26 protein-coding genes are annotated in these 23,767 nt (G+C 63.4%); 13 read left to right on the forward strand and 13 right to left on the reverse strand.

The annotated features are described in order from the left end of the window. Nucleotides 1-13: 13 nt before the first annotated feature. Nucleotides 14-988, reverse strand: a complete 975-nt coding sequence (gene pip, locus PH603_RS04080; protein ID WP_289504674.1) for a prolyl aminopeptidase — start codon at nucleotides 986-988, stop codon at nucleotides 14-16. A gap of 172 nt (nucleotides 989-1,160) precedes the next feature. After that, on the reverse strand, nucleotides 1,161-1,997 hold the full coding sequence (locus tag PH603_RS04085; RefSeq protein WP_289504675.1) for an NTP transferase domain-containing protein: 837 nt from the start codon (nucleotides 1,995-1,997) through the stop codon (nucleotides 1,161-1,163). 150 nt (nucleotides 1,998-2,147) lie between these two features. On the opposite strand from PH603_RS04085, the gene PH603_RS04090 reads away from it, so the two are divergent. Next, nucleotides 2,148-3,209, forward strand: a complete 1,062-nt coding sequence (locus PH603_RS04090) for an ATP-grasp domain-containing protein (RefSeq protein ID WP_289504676.1) — start codon at nucleotides 2,148-2,150, stop codon at nucleotides 3,207-3,209. Nucleotides 3,210-3,213: 4 nt separating this feature from the next. On the opposite strand, the gene PH603_RS04095 is transcribed toward PH603_RS04090, so the two are convergent. After that, nucleotides 3,214-4,026 (reverse strand): nucleotidyltransferase family protein, encoded by an 813-nt coding sequence (locus PH603_RS04095; protein WP_289504677.1) that lies wholly within the window; start codon nucleotides 4,024-4,026, stop codon nucleotides 3,214-3,216. Between the two features lie 27 nt (nucleotides 4,027-4,053). Then, nucleotides 4,054-5,451, reverse strand: a complete 1,398-nt coding sequence (locus tag PH603_RS04100; RefSeq protein ID WP_289504679.1) for an MmgE/PrpD family protein — start codon at nucleotides 5,449-5,451, stop codon at nucleotides 4,054-4,056. Between the two features lie 151 nt (nucleotides 5,452-5,602). On the opposite strand from PH603_RS04100, the gene PH603_RS04105 reads away from it, so the two are divergent. The 4 genes from PH603_RS04105 to PH603_RS04120 are packed head-to-tail and all read left to right on the forward strand — an operon-like array spanning nucleotide 5,603 to nucleotide 9,227. Next, complete coding sequence (locus tag PH603_RS04105; protein WP_289504680.1) at nucleotides 5,603-6,778, forward strand: ABC transporter permease; 1,176 nt, start codon at nucleotides 5,603-5,605, stop codon at nucleotides 6,776-6,778. 10 nt (nucleotides 6,779-6,788) lie between these two features. Further along, a complete protein-coding gene (locus PH603_RS04110; RefSeq protein ID WP_289504681.1) occupies nucleotides 6,789-7,613 on the forward strand; it encodes an ABC transporter ATP-binding protein in 825 nt (274 codons plus the stop codon). 4 nt (nucleotides 7,614-7,617) lie between these two features. Continuing rightward, nucleotides 7,618-8,592 (forward strand): MlaD family protein, encoded by a 975-nt coding sequence (locus PH603_RS04115; RefSeq protein WP_289504682.1) that lies wholly within the window; start codon nucleotides 7,618-7,620, stop codon nucleotides 8,590-8,592. Further along, on the forward strand, nucleotides 8,589-9,227 hold the full coding sequence (locus PH603_RS04120) for an ABC-type transport auxiliary lipoprotein family protein (protein ID WP_289504683.1): 639 nt from the start codon (nucleotides 8,589-8,591) through the stop codon (nucleotides 9,225-9,227). The genes PH603_RS04115 and PH603_RS04120 overlap by 4 nt, the downstream gene beginning before the upstream one ends. Before the next feature lie 22 nt (nucleotides 9,228-9,249). Here PH603_RS04120 and PH603_RS04125 read toward each other — a convergent pair whose 3' ends face one another. From PH603_RS04125 to phaR, 3 genes are all read right to left on the reverse strand, one after another. Continuing rightward, nucleotides 9,250-10,296: a hypothetical protein gene (locus tag PH603_RS04125; RefSeq protein ID WP_289504684.1), complete on the reverse strand. Its 1,047-nt coding sequence runs from the start codon at nucleotides 10,294-10,296 to the stop codon at nucleotides 9,250-9,252. A gap of 12 nt (nucleotides 10,297-10,308) precedes the next feature. Then, nucleotides 10,309-11,505: an MFS transporter gene (locus PH603_RS04130; protein ID WP_289504685.1), complete on the reverse strand. Its 1,197-nt coding sequence runs from the start codon at nucleotides 11,503-11,505 to the stop codon at nucleotides 10,309-10,311. 61 nt (nucleotides 11,506-11,566) lie between these two features. Further along, entirely contained in the window at nucleotides 11,567-12,181 is a 615-nt protein-coding gene (gene phaR, locus PH603_RS04135) for a polyhydroxyalkanoate synthesis repressor PhaR (RefSeq protein ID WP_289504686.1), read from the reverse strand. 179 nt (nucleotides 12,182-12,360) lie between these two features. On the opposite strand from phaR, the gene PH603_RS04140 reads away from it, so the two are divergent. From PH603_RS04140 to rraA, 5 genes are all read left to right on the forward strand, one after another. After that, nucleotides 12,361-12,537 carry a hypothetical protein gene (locus PH603_RS04140; protein WP_289504687.1) on the forward strand — a complete coding sequence of 59 codons (177 nt, stop codon included), beginning with the start codon at nucleotides 12,361-12,363 and terminating at the stop codon, nucleotides 12,535-12,537. Continuing rightward, entirely contained in the window at nucleotides 12,534-13,769 is a 1,236-nt protein-coding gene (locus PH603_RS04145; protein ID WP_289504688.1) for an alpha/beta fold hydrolase, read from the forward strand. Before PH603_RS04140 ends, PH603_RS04145 begins: the two co-directional genes overlap by 4 nt. Nucleotides 13,770-13,772: 3 nt before the next feature. After that, nucleotides 13,773-14,483: a methyltransferase domain-containing protein gene (locus PH603_RS04150; RefSeq protein WP_289504689.1), complete on the forward strand. Its 711-nt coding sequence runs from the start codon at nucleotides 13,773-13,775 to the stop codon at nucleotides 14,481-14,483. A gap of 108 nt (nucleotides 14,484-14,591) precedes the next feature. Then, the gene (locus PH603_RS04155; RefSeq protein ID WP_289504690.1) at nucleotides 14,592-14,807 is read left to right on the forward strand and encodes an SMc00767 family acetate metabolism repressor; all 216 of its coding nucleotides are present in this window, start codon (nucleotides 14,592-14,594) and stop codon (nucleotides 14,805-14,807) included. A gap of 3 nt (nucleotides 14,808-14,810) precedes the next feature. Beyond that, nucleotides 14,811-15,332 (forward strand): ribonuclease E activity regulator RraA, encoded by a 522-nt coding sequence (gene rraA / locus PH603_RS04160; protein ID WP_289504692.1) that lies wholly within the window; start codon nucleotides 14,811-14,813, stop codon nucleotides 15,330-15,332. 9 nt (nucleotides 15,333-15,341) lie between these two features. Here the strand turns inward: rraA and metW are convergent, their stop codons facing one another. Both metW and metX read right to left on the reverse strand, forming a co-directional pair. Beyond that, nucleotides 15,342-15,938 carry a methionine biosynthesis protein MetW gene (gene metW / locus PH603_RS04165; protein WP_289504693.1) on the reverse strand — a complete coding sequence of 199 codons (597 nt, stop codon included), beginning with the start codon at nucleotides 15,936-15,938 and terminating at the stop codon, nucleotides 15,342-15,344. Continuing rightward, nucleotides 15,935-17,083, reverse strand: a complete 1,149-nt coding sequence (gene metX / locus PH603_RS04170; protein ID WP_289504694.1) for a homoserine O-acetyltransferase MetX — start codon at nucleotides 17,081-17,083, stop codon at nucleotides 15,935-15,937. The genes metW and metX overlap by 4 nt, the downstream gene beginning before the upstream one ends. A gap of 156 nt (nucleotides 17,084-17,239) precedes the next feature. On the opposite strand from metX, the gene hisC reads away from it, so the two are divergent. Beyond that, entirely contained in the window at nucleotides 17,240-18,340 is a 1,101-nt protein-coding gene (hisC, locus tag PH603_RS04175) for a histidinol-phosphate transaminase (RefSeq protein WP_289504695.1), read from the forward strand. Beyond that, nucleotides 18,337-19,257 (forward strand): prephenate/arogenate dehydrogenase family protein, encoded by a 921-nt coding sequence (locus PH603_RS04180; RefSeq protein ID WP_289504696.1) that lies wholly within the window; start codon nucleotides 18,337-18,339, stop codon nucleotides 19,255-19,257. The genes hisC and PH603_RS04180 overlap by 4 nt, the downstream gene beginning before the upstream one ends. Before the next feature lie 3 nt (nucleotides 19,258-19,260). Here the strand turns inward: PH603_RS04180 and PH603_RS04185 are convergent, their stop codons facing one another. Genes PH603_RS04185 through ftsE form a run of 4 tightly spaced genes read right to left on the reverse strand, consistent with a single transcriptional unit; the run spans nucleotide 19,261 to nucleotide 22,466 of the window. Further along, the gene (locus tag PH603_RS04185; RefSeq protein WP_289504697.1) at nucleotides 19,261-20,220 is read right to left on the reverse strand and encodes a DUF2125 domain-containing protein; all 960 of its coding nucleotides are present in this window, start codon (nucleotides 20,218-20,220) and stop codon (nucleotides 19,261-19,263) included. Between the two features lie 23 nt (nucleotides 20,221-20,243). Then, a complete protein-coding gene (locus PH603_RS04190) occupies nucleotides 20,244-20,807 on the reverse strand; it encodes a YdcF family protein (RefSeq protein ID WP_289504698.1) in 564 nt (187 codons plus the stop codon). 10 nt (nucleotides 20,808-20,817) lie between these two features. Next, entirely contained in the window at nucleotides 20,818-21,708 is an 891-nt protein-coding gene (locus tag PH603_RS04195; protein ID WP_289504699.1) for a cell division protein FtsX, read from the reverse strand. Further along, nucleotides 21,705-22,466 carry a cell division ATP-binding protein FtsE gene (gene ftsE, locus PH603_RS04200; protein WP_353507365.1) on the reverse strand — a complete coding sequence of 254 codons (762 nt, stop codon included), beginning with the start codon at nucleotides 22,464-22,466 and terminating at the stop codon, nucleotides 21,705-21,707. The genes PH603_RS04195 and ftsE overlap by 4 nt, the downstream gene beginning before the upstream one ends. 178 nt (nucleotides 22,467-22,644) lie before the next feature. On the opposite strand from ftsE, the gene PH603_RS04205 reads away from it, so the two are divergent. Then, nucleotides 22,645-23,766 carry an MJ0042-type zinc finger domain-containing protein gene (locus tag PH603_RS04205; protein ID WP_289504702.1) on the forward strand — a complete coding sequence of 374 codons (1,122 nt, stop codon included), beginning with the start codon at nucleotides 22,645-22,647 and terminating at the stop codon, nucleotides 23,764-23,766. The last annotated feature ends 1 nt before the right edge of the window (nucleotide 23,767 follow it).

Genomic DNA, 23,767 nt, shown 5'->3' on the forward strand with positions numbered 1-23,767 from the left:
TCAAAGGTGCGTATCAGGGAAGGATCAGGTTGTCGGTCGCCTTGATCAGCTCATGGCGGATGCCGGGCTCGAAGGCGGAATGGCCGGCGGCGGGCACCACTTTCAGCGTCGCCCACGGCATGGCCTGTGCCAGCTCGAAGGCGGAAACCGGCGGGCAGATGGCATCGTACCGGCCTTGCACGATGGTGGTCGGCACATGGGCCAGCCGGTCGGCATCGCGCAGGATCTGGTTGTCGGTTTCAAGGAAGCCCTTGTGGACAAAATAATGGGCCTCGATCCGCGCGAAGGCGAGGGCGAACTCGGGGTCCACCGACAGGCGCTGCTGGCCTTCGTCGGGGATCAGCGTCACCGAACTGGCCTCCCAAAGGCTCCATTCCTTCGCGGCCATCAGGCGCTGGCCGGAATAGTCGGGGTCGGTCAGGCGGCGGTGATAGGCCGCGATGATGTCATCCTGTTCGTCATCGGGGATCAGGGCGCTGAACCTTTCCCACGCCTCGGGGAAGATGGCGCGGGTGCCGTATCCGTAAAACCAGTCGAGCTCGCGCTGACGCATCAGGAAGATGCCACGGAGCACCAGATGCGTCACCCGGTCGGGGTGCGTTTCGGCGTAAAGGAGCGCGAGGGTCGAGCCCCAGCTGCCACCAAACAGCGCCCAGCGCTTGATCGCGAACTTTTCGCGGATCAGTTCCATATCCGCGACGAGATGCCAGGTCGTGTTGTTTTCAAGGCTCGCATGCGGGCGGCTGCGGCCACAGCCGCGCTGGTCAAACAGGATGATCCGGTAGCGCGCGGGATCGAAGAAGCGGCGCTGCATCGGGCTGGTGCCGCCGCCGGGGCCGCCATGCACGAAAAGGATCGGATAGCCATCCGGGTTGCCGGACTGCTCGACATAAATCTCGTGGCCATCGGGCGTGCGGATATGTTCCCGCGCGAAGGGCTCGATGGCGGGATAGAGGGGGCGTCTCTCTTCTAGCGTGAAGGCGTCCAAGCCCTGCTCCTTGTCGCTGCGGTCTATCCTGCAGCATAAAAGCGGGGAAGGCGGGGCGCAAGCGCACTTGCGACCCTTGATCTGCATGACGTGCCCCTCAATTGCCGGGCGGGCTCTAGGTGCGTTGCGCGCCCCTCAAGCGCCGGGCGGGCTGATTGGGGGCGTCGCCGCTTCAGGCTGCCACGCTGCGGTCGCCTTCGCGTTCCTTGAGGCGGGCCTCGATAAATTCGTACGAGACAAGGTCGTCAGCATCGATGGGCGCATCGGCGAACGGCAGGCGCACGCAGTGGGCCTTGATGCCGAATGCCTTGCCGGCGCGCTTCTCGAGCCCCGACAGCGTGGTGAGGCCGTAGCGATACAGAAGGAACGACCACAGGCCGACCATCGGCAGCAGCGCGCGGCGCTTCTTCTTGTTGCCGAACTGGCCGCCGGCGCGGAACAGCTCGATGGCGCCAAGCGCCCTTTCGGTGACCACTGAATAGATATTGCAGTTGGACCAGATGGCATCGCGGAGCACATGGCGGCCGGTGATCTTGCCGGTGCCGGGATAGGTTTGCTGGATGAGGGCGTCATCCGTCATGCCCCATGCGGCTTCGGCGCCGGTGTTGATGATGTCCTTCAGGAAGTAGGACACGATCTCGGCCGAATGCAGGCAGTTGTCTGCGGTCGTGATAAAGAGCGGCAGCGCCGACGGGCCGCCCAGTTCGTCAATCGCGCCCACCACGCTCTGCGACAGGGTCTGGCGGCTGGTGGTGAAAACGATCCGGCCCGCATCATGCAGCTTCTTCACGCCGGGGAGCGCGAGGGCGATGGCAGGGTCCTCGATCGAAACGGCGATGCGGTCGACCTCCGGCACATCGGCGAGATAGCCGACGACGCGGTCAAGCATCGGGGTGCCGTTGACCGGCAGGGTGCATTTGTGGCTGACGCCAAAGTGCGAAGCGAGGGCATTCACGATGCCCGGACGCTGGGCGGCAAGCACCAGCGCTGTAAAACGGAGGGTGGTCATTCTGGCTGTCCTATTGTCCCTTTTTTGGGACTTTCCTAGTGCTTGACAGGGTGAAGGGCAAGCTCTATTGCGCTTTCCTTAGCCTCCAGTGACTTATGCTTGCCAAATTTTGTGGCCTGGCTGACACACATGACACAAAGGAACGCCGATTTGTCCGGTATTGCGCTCGAGCACCTGCTTTTCGAAGGGGGTGCCCCCCTCCGTCTCAAGCCTGAAGACAAGGCACGCCTGAAGGTCCTGTTCCTGGCCAAGCATGCGCTCGCCGGCGGCCAGTTCGATAAAACCGACGGCACGCACTCGATGTATCATGATGAAATCAAGTCTTGCCTTGAGGGGCTCGGGCTCGATGTGGTGGCGTCGAACAGCTATGAAGCGCTGTTCCATTCAAAGATCGACCAGAATTACGTCTTCACGCTTTTCAACCGCGGCGGCTTCCGCAACAGCGAGATTCTGGCTTCGTGCCTGTGCGAATATCTGGGCGTGCCCTATATGGGGGCCGCTCCTTCGATGCGCGGTTTTGCCGATGACAAGCATCTGGTGAAAACCATGTACCGCGATCAGGGTATCCCGACGCCCGAGTGGCAGATTTACCGCACCGCCGACCAGTCGGCCCCGGCCCCGGATTTCAAGGCCGAACGCTATGTGGTGAAGCCGAACAACAGCTCGGCCTCCTATGGGCTCGCGCAGGGCACCGACTGGGAAGAGCTGAAACCGCAGGTGCTGGCGCTTCTCGCTGAAAACCATGATGTGATCGTCGAGGAATATGTGCCCGGCATCGATGTTTCGGTGCCTGTGGTAGCGGCTGGCAAGCCGTGGATCCTCTATCCGATGATGAACCCGGCCACCGAAGGCGAGTTCGTGGTGACCTACGAACAGAAGCGCGGCTTTGCCTCGGTGCCGCCCATCGAGTTTTTCAAGGATCATGAAAAGTACCCGGCCCTCGTCGACTATACGCAGCGGGTCAATGCGATGGTCTGGCCCTATGATTATGCCCGGTTCGACTATCGCATCGATCCGACCGGCAAGGTCTGGGGCTTCGAGTTCAACGTCTCGTGCAACCTTGGCGCCAAGCGGGCGATCTGCCAGTCGGCCAAACTGCTCGGCTATGAGCAGAGCGATATTGTCGAATCGGTGATTGCAAGCAGCCTCGAGCGTCAGCGCTTCATGTTTGAAGCTGCGCTCGAAGGCCGCAAGATCCGCTACAAGACGTAAAAGCCTATTCGGCCGCCATCCGGCGCGCTGTCAGGATTTTCTCGGCCAGCTTCACGTCACCCGGATTATCCACATCGATGGGGGCATCCGCATAAGGCATGCGTACCACTTTCACCGTGGCGTGCCAGCGGTGCGACAGAAGCTTCGCAAGGCCGTGGATGGTTGCGAGCCTGAAGCGGTACAGAAGCATGAACGACAGGCCGAACGCCTTGCGGATACGTTCCGGCCGTTTGCCGAACTGGCCGCCGCCTTCAAACACCTTGGCGGCGCCGAGCGCGCGAACCGAATTCAGCGCATAAAGATTGCAGCTCGACCAGCCGCCGTCCTTCAGTTCGTGGAAGGCGCGCTTGCCCTCGGGGTAGGCTGCCAGAATGTCTGCCGCCGGTGTCATGGCGACGCCGACGTCTGCCGGGTCCCGCGCCAGTTCAGCGCAGAAGTGATCGATCATATCCGGCGTGTGCAGCGGATTATCGCCCGTGGTGATGACAAGCGGATAGGGATTGCTGATCACGGCGACACCGGTGGTGACCGACGCGAAGAGATTGTCGGCGCTCGGCACGAAGGCGATCCGGCCTTCATCAAGCCATGCCTTCAACTGCGGCACGCTTTCCAGAAGTTCCCTGCTTTCGATGGAAACGAAGATGCGGCCGACGGACTGCGCCGCGATCAGGGTTTCGACAACCCGTTCCAGCATCACCTTGCCGTCCAGGCTGATCAGGCATTTGTGGCTGACCCCCTGCAGTTTCGCCACAGCGTCTTCCGCGCCCCGCCGGCTGGCCGCCAGCACGAGCGCGGTAACGGTACCATTTTTGCTCATTTCGGTTCTCTCCCTGCCCCTCATGGGTCAAACCAGTTGTTTGTGAAGTTCCCTCACTGGCATGTCGCTGTCCATCTCTTTCAGCATGGCCTTCACCTTGTCCCGGCGGTCGGCGTCCAGAAAACCTGCAACGCAGGCATCGAACTTGTCCCATAGTTGCGCTTCTGTGAGCGGATGGATCGTGCTGCCGACAGGGAAATCAACCTCAGTTGATACCGTGCGGCCGTCTTTGAGTGTTACATGGACCTGCGTGGAAAACTCGGATTCGAGCTTTTCGACATAATCCTTCCGGACGAGGGGCAACAGGGCCGTCACCTCGGGGCGGGCGATGGCCTCAAGCTCATAATCGCCAAGACCGGCGTTCCCGGTGAGAAGCCCGACCGCGAGGCCATACTCTAGGCTGAATTTGGCTTCGGCAGATGTCACCGGGCGCTCATACATCAGGTTGCGGAGGTGCGCGGCAGGGGCGCGGACCAGAATATGGTCCACATCCGCCGGGCCGAAGCCATGCTTGGCGCGCAGTTCCAGAAGCCCATCGAGCGCGCGGTGGACGCTGCCGCAGTTCGGGAAGCGCTTCACCTTCAGGCCGTATTTCTCGATCATCAGCGGATTGCCGATGTCCCTGGCGCTGAATTCGACCTTCTGGCCATATTCATCGATGTTTTTCATGCGCTCGCGGAGTTCAGCCACATCGGGGCCGACCATCAGCGCGCCCATCCCGTGGGGGCCATGCAGCGTGTTGGCGCCCGCTGTGATCCCGGCTTCTGCCATCAGGGCGGCTTCCACGGCGCCGCGGGCTGCGAGGCCGGCGTGCAGGGGCTTTGTCATGGTGCCGAACTGGCTCATGAAGCCGCCGGCGAGGCTGGTGGCGATGCTGACGGCGTGCGCGGCGCGCTCGGCATCAAGCCCGATCAGACGGGCGACCCCGGCGGCTGACCCGACGGCGCCGACCGTGGCGGTGGCATGCCAGCCGCGGCTGCGGTGGAACGGGTTCACCCCTTGCCCCACCCGGCCGATGATCTGCAGGCCGACGATATAGGCGTCGATGAGCGCCGCACCCGTCATGCCGCGCGCTTCGGCCACAGCGAGAAGGGCCGGGGCCAGCACGGCGGTGGCGTGTGCCTTGGCGGGATCGAAATTGTCATCGAAATCGAGCGCGTGCGCGGCTGTGCCGCCGACAAGGGCGGCCATCGGTGCCGAAAGGCCTTGCCCGTAGCCGACGGTGCGGCAATCGCCGCGGCCCCAGTCGGCCGCCAAGGGGATCAGGCGGCGGGTCACGTCTTCGTGGGCGCCGGGCACCATGCAGGCAATCACATCGATGAAAGCATCGCGGGCGCGGGTGCGGGCGAGCGGCGACCAGGCATCAGGCGTTTCTGCCGTCCAGCGGGCGATCGCGTGCAGCGGGTTATCTGGATCGAATGTCATGGAATATATAGGATTTTTCTGATTGTTCGTTATGATGCGTGAAGCAGTCCGATTTTAGTCCATTGCGGGTAAGGAATAAAGGCCGCACGCACACTGATGGCGCGTTGGCAGAAACCTTTCGAGGAGAATCATCATCGCCGCCGCACCGGAAGTGGATGCCACTAGCCCGGCCGCCGATGCCGGACCGCCGCCCGACACCTTCGTGTGCGTGGGCGATGCAGGGCCGACATGTGTCGTCGCCCTGAACGGTGCATGGACGCTCGCCAATGCGGAAGTGATCGACCGGCACGTGCGGGCAGCCCTCCGCTATGCCGCGCGGCAGGCCGGGGAGCGACCGATGATGATCGACTGCAGCGGTATCGACACGCTGGATACGACCGGCGCCGTCCTCATCCGCCGTTTCGCCGCATCGCTGGAGGAAAAAGCACCGGCGATGGTGACCGGCATTGCGGCGCGCCACAAGCGGCTTCTGGAAGTTATCAACTGCCGCCAGCCGGCTGTTGCCATCGCGCCCGACATGCTGCCGTGGCACCTGCGCCTTCTGGAGGATGTGGGCATCGCGAGCATGCGGCTTGCGAACGAAACCGCGAACCTCCTGTCCTTCATCGGCAACGTGCTTGTCCGCTTCTTTGGCCTGTTCCTCAATCCTTCCCGGCTTCGGGTCACGGCCCTTGTTCACCAGATCGATGTGGTGGGCGTGCGGGCGATGGGGATTGTGGGGCTTATTTCCTTCCTCATCGGTGCCGTGATGGTCAACCAGGGGGCGGTGCAGCTGGCCAAGTTCGGGGCCGATATTTTTGTGGTCGACATGCTGGGCATTTCGCACCTGCGCGAGCTTGGCATCCTCCTCACCGCCATCATCGTGGCCGGTCGGTCCGGCAGTGCTTTCACCGCCGAAATCGGCTCGATGCAGCTGCATGAAGAAATCGACGCGATGAAGACGATCGGCATGAACCCGATCGATGTGCTGGTGCTGCCGCGCCTGATGGCGCTGATGCTGGCCTTGCCGCTCCTCGGTTTTTACGCCGACATGGTGGGGATTGCCGGGGGCTCGCTGATGGCATGGGTGCAGCTTGGCATCAGCCCCGCCAACTTCTTCATCTATTTCCGCGAGGTGATCTCGATCGACCATTTCATCGTCGGTCTTGTGAAGGCGCCCTTCTTTGCCGCCGTGATTGTGGTCAGCGGCTGCTATCAGGGGCTGACGGTTGAAGGCAGCGCCGATTCGCTGGGCCGCCACACCACGCGGGCGGTGGTCGAATCGATCTTTCTGGTGATCGTCCTCGACGCGCTTTTCTCGATTTTCTTCACGGCTATCGATTTGTGAGGGGCAGGGCATGACAACCGAAACCGACCTGATCGAAAAACCTGAAGCGGAGAGCGACGTGCCGGCTATCCGCGTGCGCGGACTGGTCACGGGCTTCGGCCCGCAGATCGTGCATGACCATCTGGACCTTGACGTGAAACGCGGCGAAATCCTCGGCGTGGTCGGTGGCTCGGGCACTGGTAAATCGGTGCTTCTGAAGGCCATCATCGGACTGATCACGCCGATGGACGGCGAGATCGAGATCAACGGCGTGAACCAGCATCGGCTGGTGGGTGATGCGGCACAGGCGGCCCGGCGCGAATGGGGCGTGCTCTTTCAGGACGGGGCGCTTTTCACCTCGCTGACCGTTGCCCAGAATGTGCAGGTGCCGCTGCGCGAGCATTTCCGGCTGGCGGAAGACCTGATGGACGATATCGCCCGCTCCAAAATCTCGATGGCGGGCTTGCCGCTTGATGCGGCGTGCAAATATCCGTCCGACCTTTCAGGGGGCATGCGCAAGCGTGCGGCCCTTGCCCGGGCGCTGGCGCTTGATCCGTCGATCCTCTTCCTCGATGAGCCGACGGCAGGGCTTGACCCCATCGGCGCCTCGGCTTTCGACCAGCTCATTCTCGACCTCAAGGCAGCCCTTGGCCTCACCGTCTTTCTCGTGACCCATGATCTTGATACGCTGCACACGATCTGCGACCGGGTGGCGGTGATCGCCGAGAAGAAGGTGCTGACCATCGGCACGCTTGATGAGGTCGCCCGCTTCGATCATCCCTGGGTGCGGGACTATTTCTCCGGCCCCCGTGCCCGTGCCGCCGGCATCACCTCCGGCAAAGCGAAGGAAGTCTGACGTTATGGAAACACGCGCATCCCACGTTCTGGTTGGCGGCTTCGTGCTCCTTTTCATCGCGGGGCTCATCGGCTTTGCCATCTGGCTCGCCAAGGTGGATCTGGACCGGGAATATACCGATTATGACATCTATTTCGATGGCACGGTTTCGGGCCTCTACAAGCGCGGGACCGTTTACTATCTCGGTATCCCGGTCGGTGAAGTGCGCGATATCACGCTGGCGCCCAACGACCCCCGCAAGGTGCGGGTCTGGGTGCGGCTCGATGGTGACGTGCCGGTGAATGAAGGGGCGACCGCGCGGCTCGAGTTTCAGGGGCTCACGGGGGTTGCCTATGTGGAAATCAAGGGCGGGGACCCGAGCCGCCCGGTGATCGAGGCGATGGACGGCGCGCCGCGCCCGGTGATCCCGTCCGAAGCGTCGGCCTTTCAGGAGCTTTTCGAAAGCGCGCCGAACCTGATCAACGAAGCGATCATGACCGTGGTGCGCCTGCAGATGCTGCTGTCGGACGAGAATCTGGCGAGCGTGCGGGACACGCTGGCCAACCTCAACAAGGTTTCCGGCAATGTGGCCGCGGCAAGCGAGGATATCGGCGGCCTTCTGGTCGATACCCGCGCCACGCTGCAGGCCGCGGCAGTGGCGGCTGAAAACCTTGGCAAGCTGGCGGACAGCGGCAATGCGCTCCTTGAATCCGATGGCAAGCGGATGGTCGACGAGGCCGTCGCCACGATGGAAACGGCACGCGCCATGCTCGCCCGGATCGACGGGCTTGTGGCTGCCAACGAAGGCACCGTGACCCAGTTTGTGGGCGGCACGCTGCCTGAGGTATCGCGCATGGTGATGGACCTGCGCCGTGCCAGCCGCAACCTTTCGCGCCTCATCGGGCGGATCGAACAGCGGCCCGGCGATGTGCTGTTCGGACCGGGTCCGGAACAATATGACATGAAGAATCGCCCGAAACAGGAAGGGGACGATCAATGACCAGCCTCAGGACGCTTTCGCTTGTCTCCCTTCTGGCGCTGGGTGCCTGCGCCCCGCTCATCAACCTTGGTGGCAGCGAACCGGCGACGGCATACGGACTGCGCTATCCCGGCGGGCGGGCGCTGGCGGCCGAAGGGGCGCCGGTCATTTATGTCGACGAGCCGGTGATGACCGAAGGCCTTGGCGGGCGCGACATTGTGGTGCGCGGCGCCGACGGCAGCCAGAGCGTGCTGAAGGGTGGTCGCTGGACGGCACCGGCGAGCGACATGGTGCGCTATTATCTCGTTCAGGCTTTGGAAGACCACACAGGTGCCCGCATGATCGGCGAAGGCGGGCTTGATATCAATGCCGCCTGCCGCACCCATATCACCGTCTGGCATTTCGAGATGGTGCCGGGCGCGGGCGGCACGCCGGACAAGGCCGTGGTCGGCCTCGAGCTATCGCTCGTTCACCTTGATACCGGTGAGATGCTTTTCCGCAACCGGTTCGACCGCACGGCCGATATCACCGGTAACGAGCCATCTACCGTGGTTGCCGCCTTCCAGTATGCGATGGAAGGCCTCTCGGGCGAACTTGCTGAAGGCATGAAAGACAAGGTCGCGGCTTGCGGGGTGGAAACCGCACCGGCAGGCTGAATTTCTGCAGGCGGTATGGCTGTCAGCGTAGGCGGGCGGCGAGGGCGCTGATCTGGCGGTCCATCCGGTCGAGCCGCTTTTCCTGCTCCACCAAGAGGCCACCAAGCAGGTTGGTGATACTGTCGAGATCGAGCGATGCGGCGGCTTCTTCGAGGCTGATATAGGGCTTTTCCCGCGCAGGGAAGAGCGGGCCATCGATGCAAAGCTGGCGGGCGAGAGCATCGTTTTCCGCGGCAAAATGACCGGCGATTTTTGCAGTCAGGGCCGGCGGCAACAGGGTGCGCGCCGTGCCTGAAAGGCGGACATCTTCCTCAAGGGCCGCAAGCGCGCCGACGATCTGGTCCGAGAAGGATTGAGGGGGCTTTAGCCGGTTCAGGCGCAGCAGCAGCGGCAGATATTTGTGCGGCAGGCTGGCGTTGATTGTCTCCGCGGGCTGCTCGAGTGTGGCGGGGTCAACACCGAGGTAGGCCGAGGCGGTGGCAAACAGGTCGTCCGCCGGATAGCGGTGCACGCGCACATTATCTTCCCCCGCGATGGCCTGCAGGCCTTTCACGAAGGTGCCGAAATGGAGGTGCAGGAAATCCTTGTAGATAGCGCCGATATAGCTTTCGGGGTCTGCCGTCAGCGCCCGGCGTTTCACATGCTGCACATAAAGCGATTCGAGATAGGCCGCCTGGTCGCGCACATAGAGAAGGATCTTGAGCCCGTATCCTTGCGCGGCGGCGACGTCCGCCAATCGCTGCATCTCGGCGGGTTCGATATCAGAGAAGAACTCGCTTGAAAGCAGCAGGTCCCGGCCTGCGCCATTACCCAGCATCTCGGCGAAAAGCTTCAGCTGGGCGTCGCGCGTATCGGCGCGCTGCATGAAATTGCTTTTGGGCAGCAGGCTGCGCGCGAGCCACACGCCGTTGCCGGACGTGATAAGGCCGGCCTCTGCGCGCTTGCGGTTGCCCGTATCGGGGTAGCGGATGCCGGCAGCGGCAAGCTTCTCGGCGTTCCGCGCGAAATAGACCTGCAGGGCCGATGAGCCTGTCTTGAAAATGCCGATATGCAGGTAGCAGGTATTCATCGCCTTCGTCCCTTAGCCCTTCGTTTCGATGCGCTGCGCACTGCGCTTGACGGTCAGCCAGCCCCACACTGCGAGGGTGAAGGCGGCAAGGCCCACAAAGGCATAGGGAAGTGCCGGGTGCGCGTCCGAGAAAAGGAGGCCTGCCGCCAGCGGCCCGGCGACACGGCCAAGGGCCGCGACCCCGTTCGAGAAGCCGAGCGCGGTGCCCTGTGCCTCGGGCGGGGTGCTGTGCGAGATCATGCCGTTGATGCCGGGGAAAGCGACGGTGAGCCCGAAGGTGATGAGGCTGAGGCCGATGAGCGTGGCGATCACATGCGGCGGGGAGATCAGCACAACGAGCGTGCCGGTCACCGCGATCAGGGCGCCCGTCTCCACCACCTTTCGCTCGCCGTAGCGCTTGAACAGGCGGCCAAGCGTGCCCGACTGGAAGATGGCAATCGACAGGCCAAGGAACATCAGGAAGCCACCGACCTGACGCTGGGTCCAGCCGTGGGCCGCTTCCATCCAGAAGGGGCTGATCGAGAAGTTGGCGCTTTGCGCCATGGAGGCCACCAGAAAGACGGAAACAAGCAGGATGAAGCCCGGCCCCTTCAGTATGCTTGATAGCGACGGTTTGGGCGTGGGGGCGGCGTCTGCAGCCTTGGCCGGTGCGTCCTTGCGTTTGGAGGGGTGCGTTTCCGGCATCACGACAAGGGCGAGGATACCGGCAATGCCCGAAAGGGCAGCGGCAGCCAGCGCCGGCAGGAAGACCGAACCGGTGCCCCCAAGGCCCGAAAGAAGCCCGCCAAGGCCGGGGCCGAAGGCGAAGCCGAGCCCGAAGGCGGCGCCAAGCTTGCCCATGGCGGCGGCTCGGTCCTCGTGGCTCGTGATATCGGCAAGGGCCGCGGAGCCAATCCCCACGTTGCCGCCCATCGCACCCGATAGGGCGCGGGCCACAAAAACCATGGCGAGGTTCGTTGAAAAAGCCAGAAGCACATAGGCGCAAAGGCTGCCGAAGAAAGTGATGGCAAGCGCCGGGCGGCGGCCGATCCGGTCCGAGAGGTGCCCCCAGACCGGGCCCATCACGAAAGAGCAAAGCGAATAGATCGAGAGAAGGGCTGTGCCGGTGAGCGCATCGCCGCCGAATTCGAGCGTCAGGAACGGCAGGATCGGCACGATCATGCCGAAGCCGACCAGATCGACAAAGATGGCGAGAAGGATGACGATCATAAGCGCGCACGGCCCCCGGGGTTCACAAGGCCCCATGGGGCCGGATGGCCTTCTATAACCCTTAACGGGTCAGCGCGTCGACCTTGCTTTTGAGGGCAGCGAGTTCGGCCTGAAGATCCTTCAGTTCCTTGTCCTTCTCGCCGGTTTCTTCTGCGGCGGGCGGGACAGGGGCGTTGGTGTCTTCCTTCATCGAAGGGCCGGTGGTGCCATAGGCGCCGGGGGAGAACATGCGCATCGCCTGCTGGAACATCGCCATATTCTGGCGGGTCATTTCCTCGACAACCGGCATGAAGTTCGCGGAGCCGCCTTCGATGCTGAAGGCCTTGCGCATCTGTTCCTGATTCCGGGTCAGGTTTTCCATGGCATGTTGCAGATAGCCCGGCACCACAGCCTGCAGGCCATCACCATAGAAGGAGATCAGCTGGCGCAGGAACGGCAACGGCAGCATGGTGCTTTCGTCTTTCTGTTCCTTTTCGAAGATGATCTGTGTCAGTACGCTGTGGGTGATGTCTTCGCCCGATTTGGCGTCAACCACGACAAACTCTTCGTTATCCTTCACGAGATCGGCCAGATGATCGAGCGTGACATAGCTCGACGTCGCTGTGTTATACAGCCGGCGGTTCGCGTATTTCTTGATAATGATCGGGTCGCCCGGTTGCCGCCCTTTGCGTGCCATAACCATTCCTCTTCCTGTACCTTCGGCTCGATGCTGCAGCGAATGCTGCGCCCGGCCGATTAATTTGCGGCCAGTGTACCGGTCTTCGCCGCACTGCCGCAACAAAAATTGTGCGACCGCACAAATATCGCGGTGGCGGAGAGACGCTTGGCTTCCTATAGTGTTAGCCGGAGGACGCGATGGCGAAGAAAGGCGACAGGGACGAAGGGCATTCGGGCGATGCAGCTGCACCTGAAACGGTGCTGGCGACCCTTTTCCTCGACCTTTGGCAGGCCAATCTCAAGGCCTTCGCGCTGGACCAGCAACGCGATGACGATGCTGCGGGTGATGCGGCTGCGAAGGAGAGCGGGCAATGACCGACGGCCTTGAGTTTGCAGCCATCATGGCGCGGGCGTCGCGGGGGCCGCGCCCCATGCCGCTGCATCTTGCCAATGCCTTCGGGCTATGGGCCGGCGCCACGCCCGCTGCGGGTGCGCTTTCCGCAGGTGCCCTGATGATCCACCCGAGCCTCGCAGACGGTTTTGCCTCGCTGCGTGCCATGGTCGAGAAAAGCGGTGGCTGGCCGGCCTTCGTCGGGGCGGTCGCCATGGAATCGTCCACCCGCACCGCGCAGTTTCTGGAAGGGGTGAACCGCTATCTCACCCATCCCTATAACCGGCCCGAAAGCGACGTGGCGGTGGCGGCGGAAGTCGGCACCATGCAGCTTCTGGATTATGGCGGGGACGGCACCCCTGTCCTGATGATCCCGAGCCTGATCAATCCCCATTATGTGCTGGACCTGATGCCGGGCCGCAGCATGGCGGCCTATCTGAAGGAACGCGGCTTCCGGCCTTTCCTTGTTAACTGGAACGAACCGGGCGATGACGAGACCCGCTTCGATACCGGCACCTATGTGATGGCGCGGCTGATGCCGGCGCTTGGTACTGTGGCGGCGGTGGCGGGCGGACCGGTGCCGGTGATCGGCTATTGCATGGGCGGCACGCTCGCCATGGGGCTGGCCGCGCGGGCGGGCGGGATGCTGTCGAAGCTTGCGCTTCTGGCGGCGCCCTGGGATTTCGAGGTGAGCCGCGCCCACGCTGGCCGCCGCATGGCACCGACGCTGACTGCCATGGTGCAGGGCATGCCGCTGCAGGCGCCGGTGAGCGTGGATTATCTGCAGGTCTTTTTCGCGAGTCTTGACCCCACCCTTGGCGACAACAAGTTCCGCAAGTTTGCTGCGATGGATCAGGACAGCGATGCCGCCCGCTTCTTCGTGACGCTGGAGACATGGGCCAACAGCGGCGCGTCTCTCGCACGCCCGGTGGCCGAGGAATGCCTTGGCACCTGGTACGAAGGTAACGCGCCGGGGCGCGTCAACTGGATGGTGGCAGACCGGCCGGTGGACCCGGCAGAGGTAACTGCGCCTGTCTTCGTGGCCGCCCCGAAGGCCGACCGGCTGGTGCCGCAGGAAAGCGCGCTCGCGGTGGCGAAAAGCCTGCCGAACGCGGTGACGCATGATCCGGGTGCGGGGCATGTGGGCATGGTGGTGGGCTCCCGGGCCAAGGCCGGCCTCTGGGCGCCGCTCGCCGACTGGCTGAAGGAGGGCTGATCGATGGTGCGGCCTGATGTCCTCAGCCTTTCGCGGTTTTACCGCACGCCGCTTGGCCTCAGTGCTGCGCAGGTGCTGGGCGATACGATTGCCCGCCTGTCGGACGTGCCGGAAGGCGGTACTGTTGTCGGTCTCGGATTCGCGCCGCCAGTCCTTGCCCGGTTTGAGGATCATGCCCGGACCGTTGCCCTGATGCCGGCCCGCCAAGGTGTTTGCCACTGGCCGAGCCACGCGAAAAGCCGCACCGTGCTTGTCGATACCCAAAGCTGGCCGATTGCCGATTCGTCCGCCGATATGGTGATCCTGATCCATGCGCTGGAGCATGCGCAGCTGCCGACCCAGCTTCTGCGGGAGGCATGGCGGGTGCTGGTGCCGAACGGGCAGGTCGTGGTGGTGGTGCCGAACCGCCGCCGCATGTGGTCGGCGCTGGACCGCACGCCGTTCGGCTATGGGCGGCCCTATTCGAAGGGGCAGCTTTATACCCTGATGGAAGATCACATGCTGCCGCCCGATGGCTGGACAACGGCGCTGATGGTGCCGCCGCTTGCTTTGCCCGGCATCGGTCGGCTGTTGCGGCTCGGGGAAAAGCCGTTTCGCCTGATGGGAAAGAACCTTGGCGGCGCGCTGATCGTACACGCCCGCAAGCATGTTTACGGGGCGCTGCCGAAGGGCAAGGCTGTGAGGGCAGGGGTTGAGGCCGTCTCCGGCATTTAGTGGAATCACAAGTTCCGAAAGGCTCTTGCAAGCGCCTGATGCGGCCCATAAGGTCGGGACAGGAAGGGTTGCCCGGATGGTCGGGCGCCAGAGGACGAGGAGACGACGATGACAAGCGACGATCTGAATGACGGCCCCAGCATGGGCACCGATCAGGAAGCCGCAATCCGCCGCGTGGCAAACGCTCTGCACCGGCTCAATGATGCGGTGATCGGCGCGGTCCAGCAGGGTGTCACCGTCGAACTGATGCGCGCCTCGCGCTATCACAACGAGGCTGGCGCCTGGGGCGACATGCTGGTGCCCATCATCCACAAGAAGGACTGAGGCATGGCTGGCAAGCAGCAGCAAAGGCCGCTCTTGCCGGTGCCGCGCCTCGCCACGGCTGACGTGTGCGATGCGATGGGCGACGCCGTTCAGGTCGTTGCCCTGCCTTTCAGCGATTACGGCGGCCGGCTCGATTTCGCCGGCCCCGTTGCCACCGTCCGCACGCTTGATGACAACAGCTTCGTCAAATCCATGCTGGAAACACCGGGCGAGGACCGGGTTCTGGTGGTGGATGGCGGCGCCAGCCTGCGGTCGGCCCTTGTGGGCGGGAACCTTGCCGGGCTTGGCGTGAAGAACGGCTGGGCCGGGATCATCGTCAACGGCCTTGTGCGCGACGCCCATGAACTGATCGCCGCCGATATCGGCATCAAGGCGCTGGGGCTTTATCCCAAAAAGTCCGAAAAGCTCGGCCGCGGTGAAACCGGTGTAGCCATCACCATGGGCGGCGTGATCATCGAGCCCGGCATGTGGCTCACCGCCGACACGGACGGCGTGGTCGTCACGAAGTCGATCCCGTCACTCTGACGGGATCGCTTATTTTTCCAGAAGGAACAATGCCTGCTCGGCCATCAGGTTGGCGAGTTTCGGCCCCATGTCGAGCCGGCGGCCGTTGCGCATATGCGGCACAAAGGAACGCACCTTCAACCCTTCGGACTCGGCGAGGTCAAAGAGGTCGAGGATCGTGCAGAAATGGATGTTGTCGGTATTGTACCATGTTTGCGGCATGGACTTGGTGACCGGCATCCGGCCCCGGAATAGAAGGTCGGCACGGACCTTCCACTGGGCGAAGTTCGGGATGGTGACGATGGCTTGCCGGCCGATGCGCAACAGATCAAGCAGCACTTCGCGCGGGCGGTGAACCGCCTGCAGGGTGCGCGACAGGATCACCAGATCGAAGCTCTGGTCCGGATATTCCTCAAGATCATTGTCGGCGTCGCCCTGCACGACAAACAGGCCGCGCGAGACGCATTCATTGACGCCCTTCTGGCTGAGCTCGATGCCGCGCCCGTCGATGCCGCGCTCGTTGACCAGATAGTCAAGGAGCTCGCCGTCGCCGCAGCCGACATCCAGAACCCGCGCGTTGGCAGGCACCAGATCGGCGATCAGTTGCAGGTCTTTCCTGATCGTCATGCGCCTGTCCCCCCGGTCAGGCCGCGGGTGCGGGCAGCGGCGGCGATGAAGCCTTTCAGCATATGGTCCATCTCCGGCACATCGAGAAGGAAGCTGTCATGCCCGTGCGCCGCTTCGATCTCGGCGAAGCTGACGGGCACGCCGGCAGCGTTCAGTGCATGCACGATGCGCTTGTTTTCAATCGTCGGATACAGCCAGTCGCTGGTGAAGCTGATCACGCAGCAGCGCACATGGGATGCCCCCTTGAAGGCGTCGGAAAGCCGACCGCCATGCCGGCCCGCGATATCGAGATAATCAAGCGCGCGGGTGACATAAAGGTACGAGTTGGCATCGAACCGGTCCACGAAGGTCGAACCCTGATGGCGCAGATAGCTTTCCACCTGGAAGTCGGCATCGAAGCCGAAGCTGACGGCCTCACGGCCCTGCAGGTTGCGGCCGAACTTGGCGGTCAGTGCGTCTTCCGAAAGATAGGTGATATGGGCGGTCATGCGCGCAACGGCGAGGCCCTTTTCAGGCCGCGCGCCGGTATCGTAATAGCGGCCGTCCTGCCAGTTCGGGTCCGCCATGATGGCCTGACGCCCGACCTCGTGGAAGGCGATATTCTGCGCGGTATGGCGGGCGGCGGTTGCCAGCATCACGGCTGCATGCAGCCGGTCCGGGTAGGTTGCGATCCATTCCAGCACCTGCATCCCGCCCATTGATCCACCGATGACGGCCATGAGGCTTTCGACATTCAGGTGATCCAGCAGGGCGGCCTGCACGCGCACCATGTCGCGGATCGTGATCACCGGAAAATCGGTGCCCCAGGGCTTGCCGGTTGCCGGGTTTTCTTCCCACGGGCCGGTGGTGCCAAGGCAGCTGCCAAGCACGTTCGAGCAGATCACGAAATAGCGGTCGGTATCGATCAGTTTGCCGGGGCCGACGATGCGTTCCCACCAGCCGGGTTTGCCGGTGATCGGATGGTCGCTCGCCACATACTGGTCGCCGGTCAGCGCATGGCAGATGAGGATGGCGTTCGAGCGCGCCCCATTGAGCGTGCCGTAGGTCTCGTAGCCCACGGTGACAGGCGACAGCATCGCGCCGCCATCGAGCGCGAGGGGCGTGTCCTTGAAGAGTGTCGCTGTCTTGCCTGCTGCGGGTCGCACGGGGCCGGTATCCTTGATGGTGTCGAAAGCTTGCCTCCATAAAGCGGGGGCGCGGCGAAAAGTCAACGCGGAGCTTCACTTTGTCTTTGCCAAGGCTGGGTATGGCGGCTAGTTCTATTGGCGTTTTGACGCCCGGACACCTTGAGGAGACCCGACATGAGCGCCCCGAAGCCCCACAGCTGGATCATGGACCTTGCTGCCTATGTGCCCGGCCGCGCGAAGGTCGAGGGCGTCAAGGAAACCGTCAAGCTGTCGGCCAACGAATGCACGAGCGGCCCGAGCCCGAAGGCCGTGGCGGCCTACACGGCGGCGGCGAGCCAGCTGCTGCGCTACCCCGATGGCGGCTCTACCGAGCTGCGCGAGGCGATTGCGGGTGTTTACGGCCTTGATGCCAGCCGCATCATCTGCGGTGCGGGCTCGGACGATATCCTCACCGTGCTGATCCATGCCTTCGCCGGCCCCGGCGACGAGGTGATCTTCAGCCAGTATGGCTTCATGGTCTATCCGATCCAGACAAAGGCAGTGGGCGCCACCGGCGTGGCCGTGCCGAACCTGAAATGGGCGGCGGACGTTGATGGCATCCTCAAAGCCGTGACGGCGAAGACCAAGCTTGTGTTCGTCGACAACCCCAACAACCCGACCGGCGCCTATCTGCCGATGTCGGAAATCGAGCGTCTGCACGCCGGCCTGCCCGAGCATGTGGTGCTGGTGGTGGACAGCGCCTACGCCGAGTGCGTGACGGCTGAAGATTACGACGCCGGCGCCAAGCTCGTGGAGCGGTCGACCAATGTGATCATGACCCGCACCTTCTCGAAAATGTATGCGCTCGCCGGCCTCAGGGTTGGCTGGGGCTACGGCGGCCCGGCGATCATTGATGCGCTCAACCGCATCCGCATGCCCTTCAACGTCAACCTGCCGGCGCAGGTAGCGGCGGTTGAAGCCGTGAAGGATCAGGCGCATCTGGCCGAATCCGTGGCCTACAACGCTGAATGGCGCGACAAGCTGACGGCGGAACTCGTCGCCCTTGGCCTTGATGTGGTGCCGAGCCAGACAAACTTCCTGCTGCTCGGCTTCCCCGAGGAGAGCCCCTTCACGGCGGGCGAGGCGAACACATATCTGAGCGAGCGCGGCTATCTGCTGCGCTGGCTGCCCGGCATGGGCCTCCCAAATCACCTGCGCCTGACGATCGGCGCGCCGCACGAGAACCGCACGGTGGTGGAACTGCTGCGGGCGTTCCTGAACGGATCGCCTGAATGAGCGACAGCCACTTTGATACCGTCGCGATTGTCGGCATCGGCCTGATCGGCTCGTCGCTTGCCCGTGCCGTGGCGCGCGGCAAGCTTGTGGGCCGCATCGTCATCGCCGACCGCGACGTGGCGGCGCTCGCCGAAGCCGAACGGCTGGGCCTCGGCCAGGCTTATGAAAGCGATGTGGCAGACGCAGTGAAGGACGCGGACCTTGTGGTCCTGTGCGTGCCTGTGGGCGCGATGGAGGCGATCGGCAAAGCCATGGCCCCGACGCTGAAGCCGGGTGCCATTGTCTCTGACGTCGGCTCGGTGAAGGCGAGTGTCCTGAAGGCGCTCTCCGCCACGCTGCCGGCCCACGCCCATATCATCCCCGGCCACCCGGTTGCGGGAACCGAGAAATCAGGCCCCGGTGCCGGCTTCGCGAGCCTCTTTGATGGCCGCTGGTGCATCCTCACCCCGCCTGAAGGCGGGGATGCCGCGGCTGTTGCGAAACTCAAAGGCTTCTGGGCCGCCATCGGCGCCGAGGTCGAGATGATGGACGCTGCGCACCATGATCTGGTGCTTGCCATCACCAGCCACGTGCCGCACCTGATTGCCTACAATATCGTGGGCACGGCCTCGGACCTTGAAACGGTGACCGATTCCGAGGTCATCAAATATTCGGCAGGCGGCTTCCGGGATTTCACCCGGATCGCGGCATCGGACCCGACCATGTGGCGGGACGTGTTCCTGAACAACAAGGAAGCCGTGCTTGAAATGCTTGGCCGCTTCACCGAAGACCTGACAGCCCTGCAACGGGCGATCCGCTGGGGCGACGGCGATGCGCTTTTCGAGCTTTTCACCCGCACCCGCGAAATCCGCCGCCGCATCATCGATGCCGGGCAGGATAGTGCGGCGCCCGATTTCGGACGCCCGCACGAGGAATAAGGCTTATTTCGCGATTGGCGTCATCTTGCCGACGAGCACCCCGTCGGCGCTGATGCCCCCGCCTTGCAGCATCACCGAAACGGGCCGGACGGCCGGCTGGTCGGCGAAGGCGTTTTCAGCCCCCTTCATCAGGAGGCCGGCACCGGCGAGGGCTGCGGCGGCGCTACGGCCATCCGTTACCTTCAGGCTGAAGCTGCCAAGCGGCATGGCATTTTCGTCAAGCGTGATGCTGCCGCTGCCTTGAATCCGGCCTTTGGGGATGGTGAGATCGATCTCGCTGAAGTCGATGAGGCCACCGGCGTTACCCCAGCCTTCAAGATCCTTCTTCGACCAGCCTTCGGGCGGGGTGCCGGATGCGGTGCCAAGCAGAAGCAGGCGACCATTTGCGGTGTCTGCCGTGATCCGGAAATCGGTGCCTTTTTCTTCATGCAGGCCGGTGGCGGCGTCAGCTTGCGGTGCATGCAGGCGCGCCGAGATCAGCCAGTTGGTGAGGGTTGCTGGTGTTACCATATAGGGCGCTTCGACGAGGCTGAAATCGCTGGTGTCGCCGCTCGAATCGATGGCGATAATCTCGCTGCCGTCATCGTCCTTGCGCCAGCTGCCGCGGATCTTGTCATCGGTGAAAGCGATCCGCCCGCCGCCGACCGAGGCCTTCACGCCTTCGGCTTCGCCCATCCAGTGACGCGGGGTCCAGAGATGGCTGATCAGCGTCACCTTGTGCGCCCGGAAAAGGACTGCCTTGCCCTTGCGGGTGATTTCCACATCCTTGGTATCGAGGACGATGCGATAGGGGAAGCCGGTGACGACCACGTCCGAAGCCTTCACCTCGTGCCCTTCTGATGACCAGCGGTTGAAGGTGGCTTCCACCGATTTGGCGGCGCCCATGGCGCTGGTCCACCACAGGCCGCTATAGCCGAGGATGAGGAAAAAGAGGGCGCCGATAAGATATTTCAGGCGGTTCATGGGGCGGTCTCCTTGCGGCGCGATCAGATGCCGGCGGCGTCGCTCGCCAGTGTGAAGAGATACTTGTGATATTCTTTAAGCAGATAAGTTGTCGAAACTGCGGCCTGCACGGGATAGGCCTCCACGCGCACTTCCGGCATGGCGCGCCTGAGGACGATCAGACTGCGCGGCATATGATAGGCGGCGGTAACGAGCACCACCCGGTCGAACCCGTTCTTGCGCGCCCAAAGCGCAGTTTCGCGTGCGTTGCCAAGGGTGTCGGTGGAGGTGCGGTCAAGATCGACACAGCATTCATACAAGGGGGCTTCTTCGCCCGAGATAGCACTGAGTTCGGCCCGGAGGACGGCGGGGTTGACGCCCGATATCAGCAGCCGCGCGCCCGGATTGGCCTTGAGGATGGCAAGCCCCACATCGATACGGCGCGCACCGCCCGTCAGCACCACCACGGCGCGGGCGTCGGGCATGGCAGCGGGTTCGTCAACGAGCGCGCGAGAGAGGAAATAAAGGAAGCCCGAAAGCCAGGCAACCAGCGCCACGAACAGGATTGTGCCGACAAGGCGGGAGAAAACGGATCTGTTGCGGGTCATGGCGAGGGTTTCACACCAGTTCCAAAAGGGCCCGCCGCACCGTGATACGGGCCGTGCCCATGGTGACGGCACCGGCGATCACCGGCAACAGCAAAAGCCACCACAGCACACCGGAGCCCGGCAGCGATGCAGTGAGAAGGCCCTGACCCATCTCTTCCGCCAGATGCAGGAGGGCGAGGATCACAAGGATCGCCATGATGATCCCGCCAAGCCCGCCAACAAGGCCGTGAAGCAGGTAGCGCCGGTCGAAGGCACTGGCGATCATGCTGTCCTCGGCGCCCATCATATGCATGATCTCGATACTGTCTCGGTGGGTGGCAAGACCGGCCCGGCAGCCGAAAATGACAATGGCGACGGTCGACAGCACGATCAGCACCACGATCCCGACAAGCAGCAGGCGAAGGGCGGTGACAAGCTCGAGGATCGAAGCCATCCAGGCCTGATGATCATCAAGCCGCGCGCCTTTCGCGGTTGCCCGCAGGCGTTCGGCCAGCCCTGCCGTGTTCACGGCACCGGCCTTGTCGAGTTCGACATGGATCAGGGTCGGTACCGGCAGGCCGGCATCGATGGGCAGGTCACCAAGCCACGGCGAAATCAGCGCCATCACATCGGCGTCCGCCATCACTTCGGCCTTGGTCACCCCGGGCGTGGCGCGCAGCATCTTCAGCGCGTCCTCGGTCTGGCGAGCCCGGACGGCGGCATCGGCGTCCACGATCTGTACGGTCAGCGTGGTGGCCAGCCCCTCGGACCAGCGATCAAGTCCTTGGCCCAAAGCGAGGCCCATGGCGGTGGCAAGGCCGGTGAGGAAAAGCATGACGCCAATCACCCACGGCAGCAGGCCGTCGCCCGCCTGATCCTTGGGCAGGAAAACCGGGGTTTCGCCGAAGAAGGGCAGGTTCATGGCTGTGCCCCCGTTTCGTCGGGGTCGGGGTCGCGCGGTTTGCCGCCGGCGAGATAGGTCATATTGCCCTTGTCGAGCGACAGGACAGGCGCGCCGATTGTCTCCACCAGATGCTGGTCGTGGCTGGCGATCACGATGGTGGTGCCGATCTTGTTCAGTTCGACAAAGAGATGCATCAGTCGCATGGCCATTTCGGGGTCGACGTTACCGGTCGGCTCATCCGCGACCAGAAGATCGGGCTTGTTGATCACGGCGCGGGCGATAGCAACGCGCTGCTTTTCCCCGCCGGAAAGCGTGGCGGGGCGGGCGTGCATGCGGTCCTTCAGGCCAACCCATGAGAGAAGCTCTTCCACATGATCGGCAATCTGGATGCGCTTGGCGCCCTTGATCTGCAGGGGCAGGGCCACATTATCGAAGGCGGACAGGTGATCAAGCAGGCGGAAATCCTGGAACACGACACCAATACGGCGGCGGAGGCGCGGCAGTTCCTCGCGCTCGATCCGGGCAAGGTCTTTGTCGAAGAAATGGATAAGCCCGCGCGACGGGCGGCGCGCCAGATACAGGAGCTTCAGAAGCGAGGTTTTGCCAGCGCCCGAAGGCCCGACGAGAAAATGAAACGAGCCGCGCTCAAGGCGGAAGGTGATGTCCGACAAGACTTCACCGCCCATGCCATAACGCATGCCCACATTCTCGAAACTGATCACACAAGGCTCCCTTGAAGGCCCTAGGACGGCGACTTCAGACGCGGAGAATTGCATATGGGGACGCTGGCGTAAAGAGAGGTACCGAGAAGCCCCGGCTGCTGCCCTTTTTGCATGCAGTTTCTGGCAGTTGGAGCATGGACAGTATAGCCGCGAATAGGGTATGCCTAAAGGCAAGAGGCGGGTGTGTTTCGCGTTTGGCCTGCCGGTCGATTTGCCAAGGGGTAGTATCCTTATGATCCTGCAGTGTCCTTCGTGCGACGCCCGCTTCAAGGTTGGGGCCGGTGCGATTCCGGCGGCGGGACGCAAGGTACGCTGTGCGCGGTGCATGCACGAATGGCACGCCCTGCCGGGTGAACTGAAGGAAGCCCCGAAGCGCCCGGCCACGCCGCCGCAGCCCCGCCAGCCCGAAGCCCCGCGTGCCGCCGAAGCTGCGCCTGCTTCGCGCCCCGCGCCCGATGAAGCCGAAACTGCGATGGCGGCGGCCTCCTCGCCGATGGATTTCGAGGACGAGGATACAACCGACGCCGAAGTGGTGGACGATCCCAACCTGCCGCCGCCGGGTGCGCCTGTACAAGCGAACAACAAGCCGCTTTTCTCGGCTGATGCCTTCGCCGCTGCCATGAAGGAAGCGGGCGGCGAGGTTGAGGAACGGCCAAGCCTGACCAAAGAGGGCTTCGCTTCGCGCCGCAAGGATGTGCCCGAAATCCGCGATGAATATGTGGAAAGCGACGATGACGAGGATGATTTCCTCGCCCGCCGCCGGGCAGAGCAGCGCCGCCAGTCCGAAGTGGACCGTGCCGGTCGCCGCCGCCGTTTCATCCTGTTCTTGTGGGTGCTTCTTTTCCTCTTCTGGGGCGGGCTCGCCGGCGCCATCTTCCTGATGAAGGACACGGTGAAGGAAATCTGGCCCAAGTCCGCCGCGATCTATAGCTGGATCGAAGGGCAGAATGACGCGGAAGCGCTGAAGGAAAAGCTGGAGGCCGAAGGCAAGCCGCTGTCGAAGCCGATCACCGAGGCGGTGACCGTGCTCGGGGCTTTCCTCGAATCCAGCAGTGTCGAGGAAGTGAACGGCGAACAGGTCCTGATGGTGAAGGGCTATGTGGAAAACCAGGGCGCGCGGGCGGCCACGGTGCCGCAAGTTGAAATCCGCATTGCCGACGGCAGCGGGCAGGTGGTGGACCAATGGGTGGTGAACCCGCCGGGCCAGATCATTGCACGAGGCGGCAAGGTGCATTTCTCCTCGCCGCGCAGCCCGATCCCGGCCGGTGCCGCGAGCGCCGAAGTGCGGGTTCTCGATGGCACCCGGTCGACCGAGGCGGCCGATACCAGCAATCTCTACGAACGCGGCCACTGAG

This window comes from Gimibacter soli (assembly GCF_028463845.1).
Classification (GTDB): domain Bacteria; phylum Pseudomonadota; class Alphaproteobacteria; order Sphingomonadales; family Kordiimonadaceae; genus Gimibacter; species Gimibacter soli.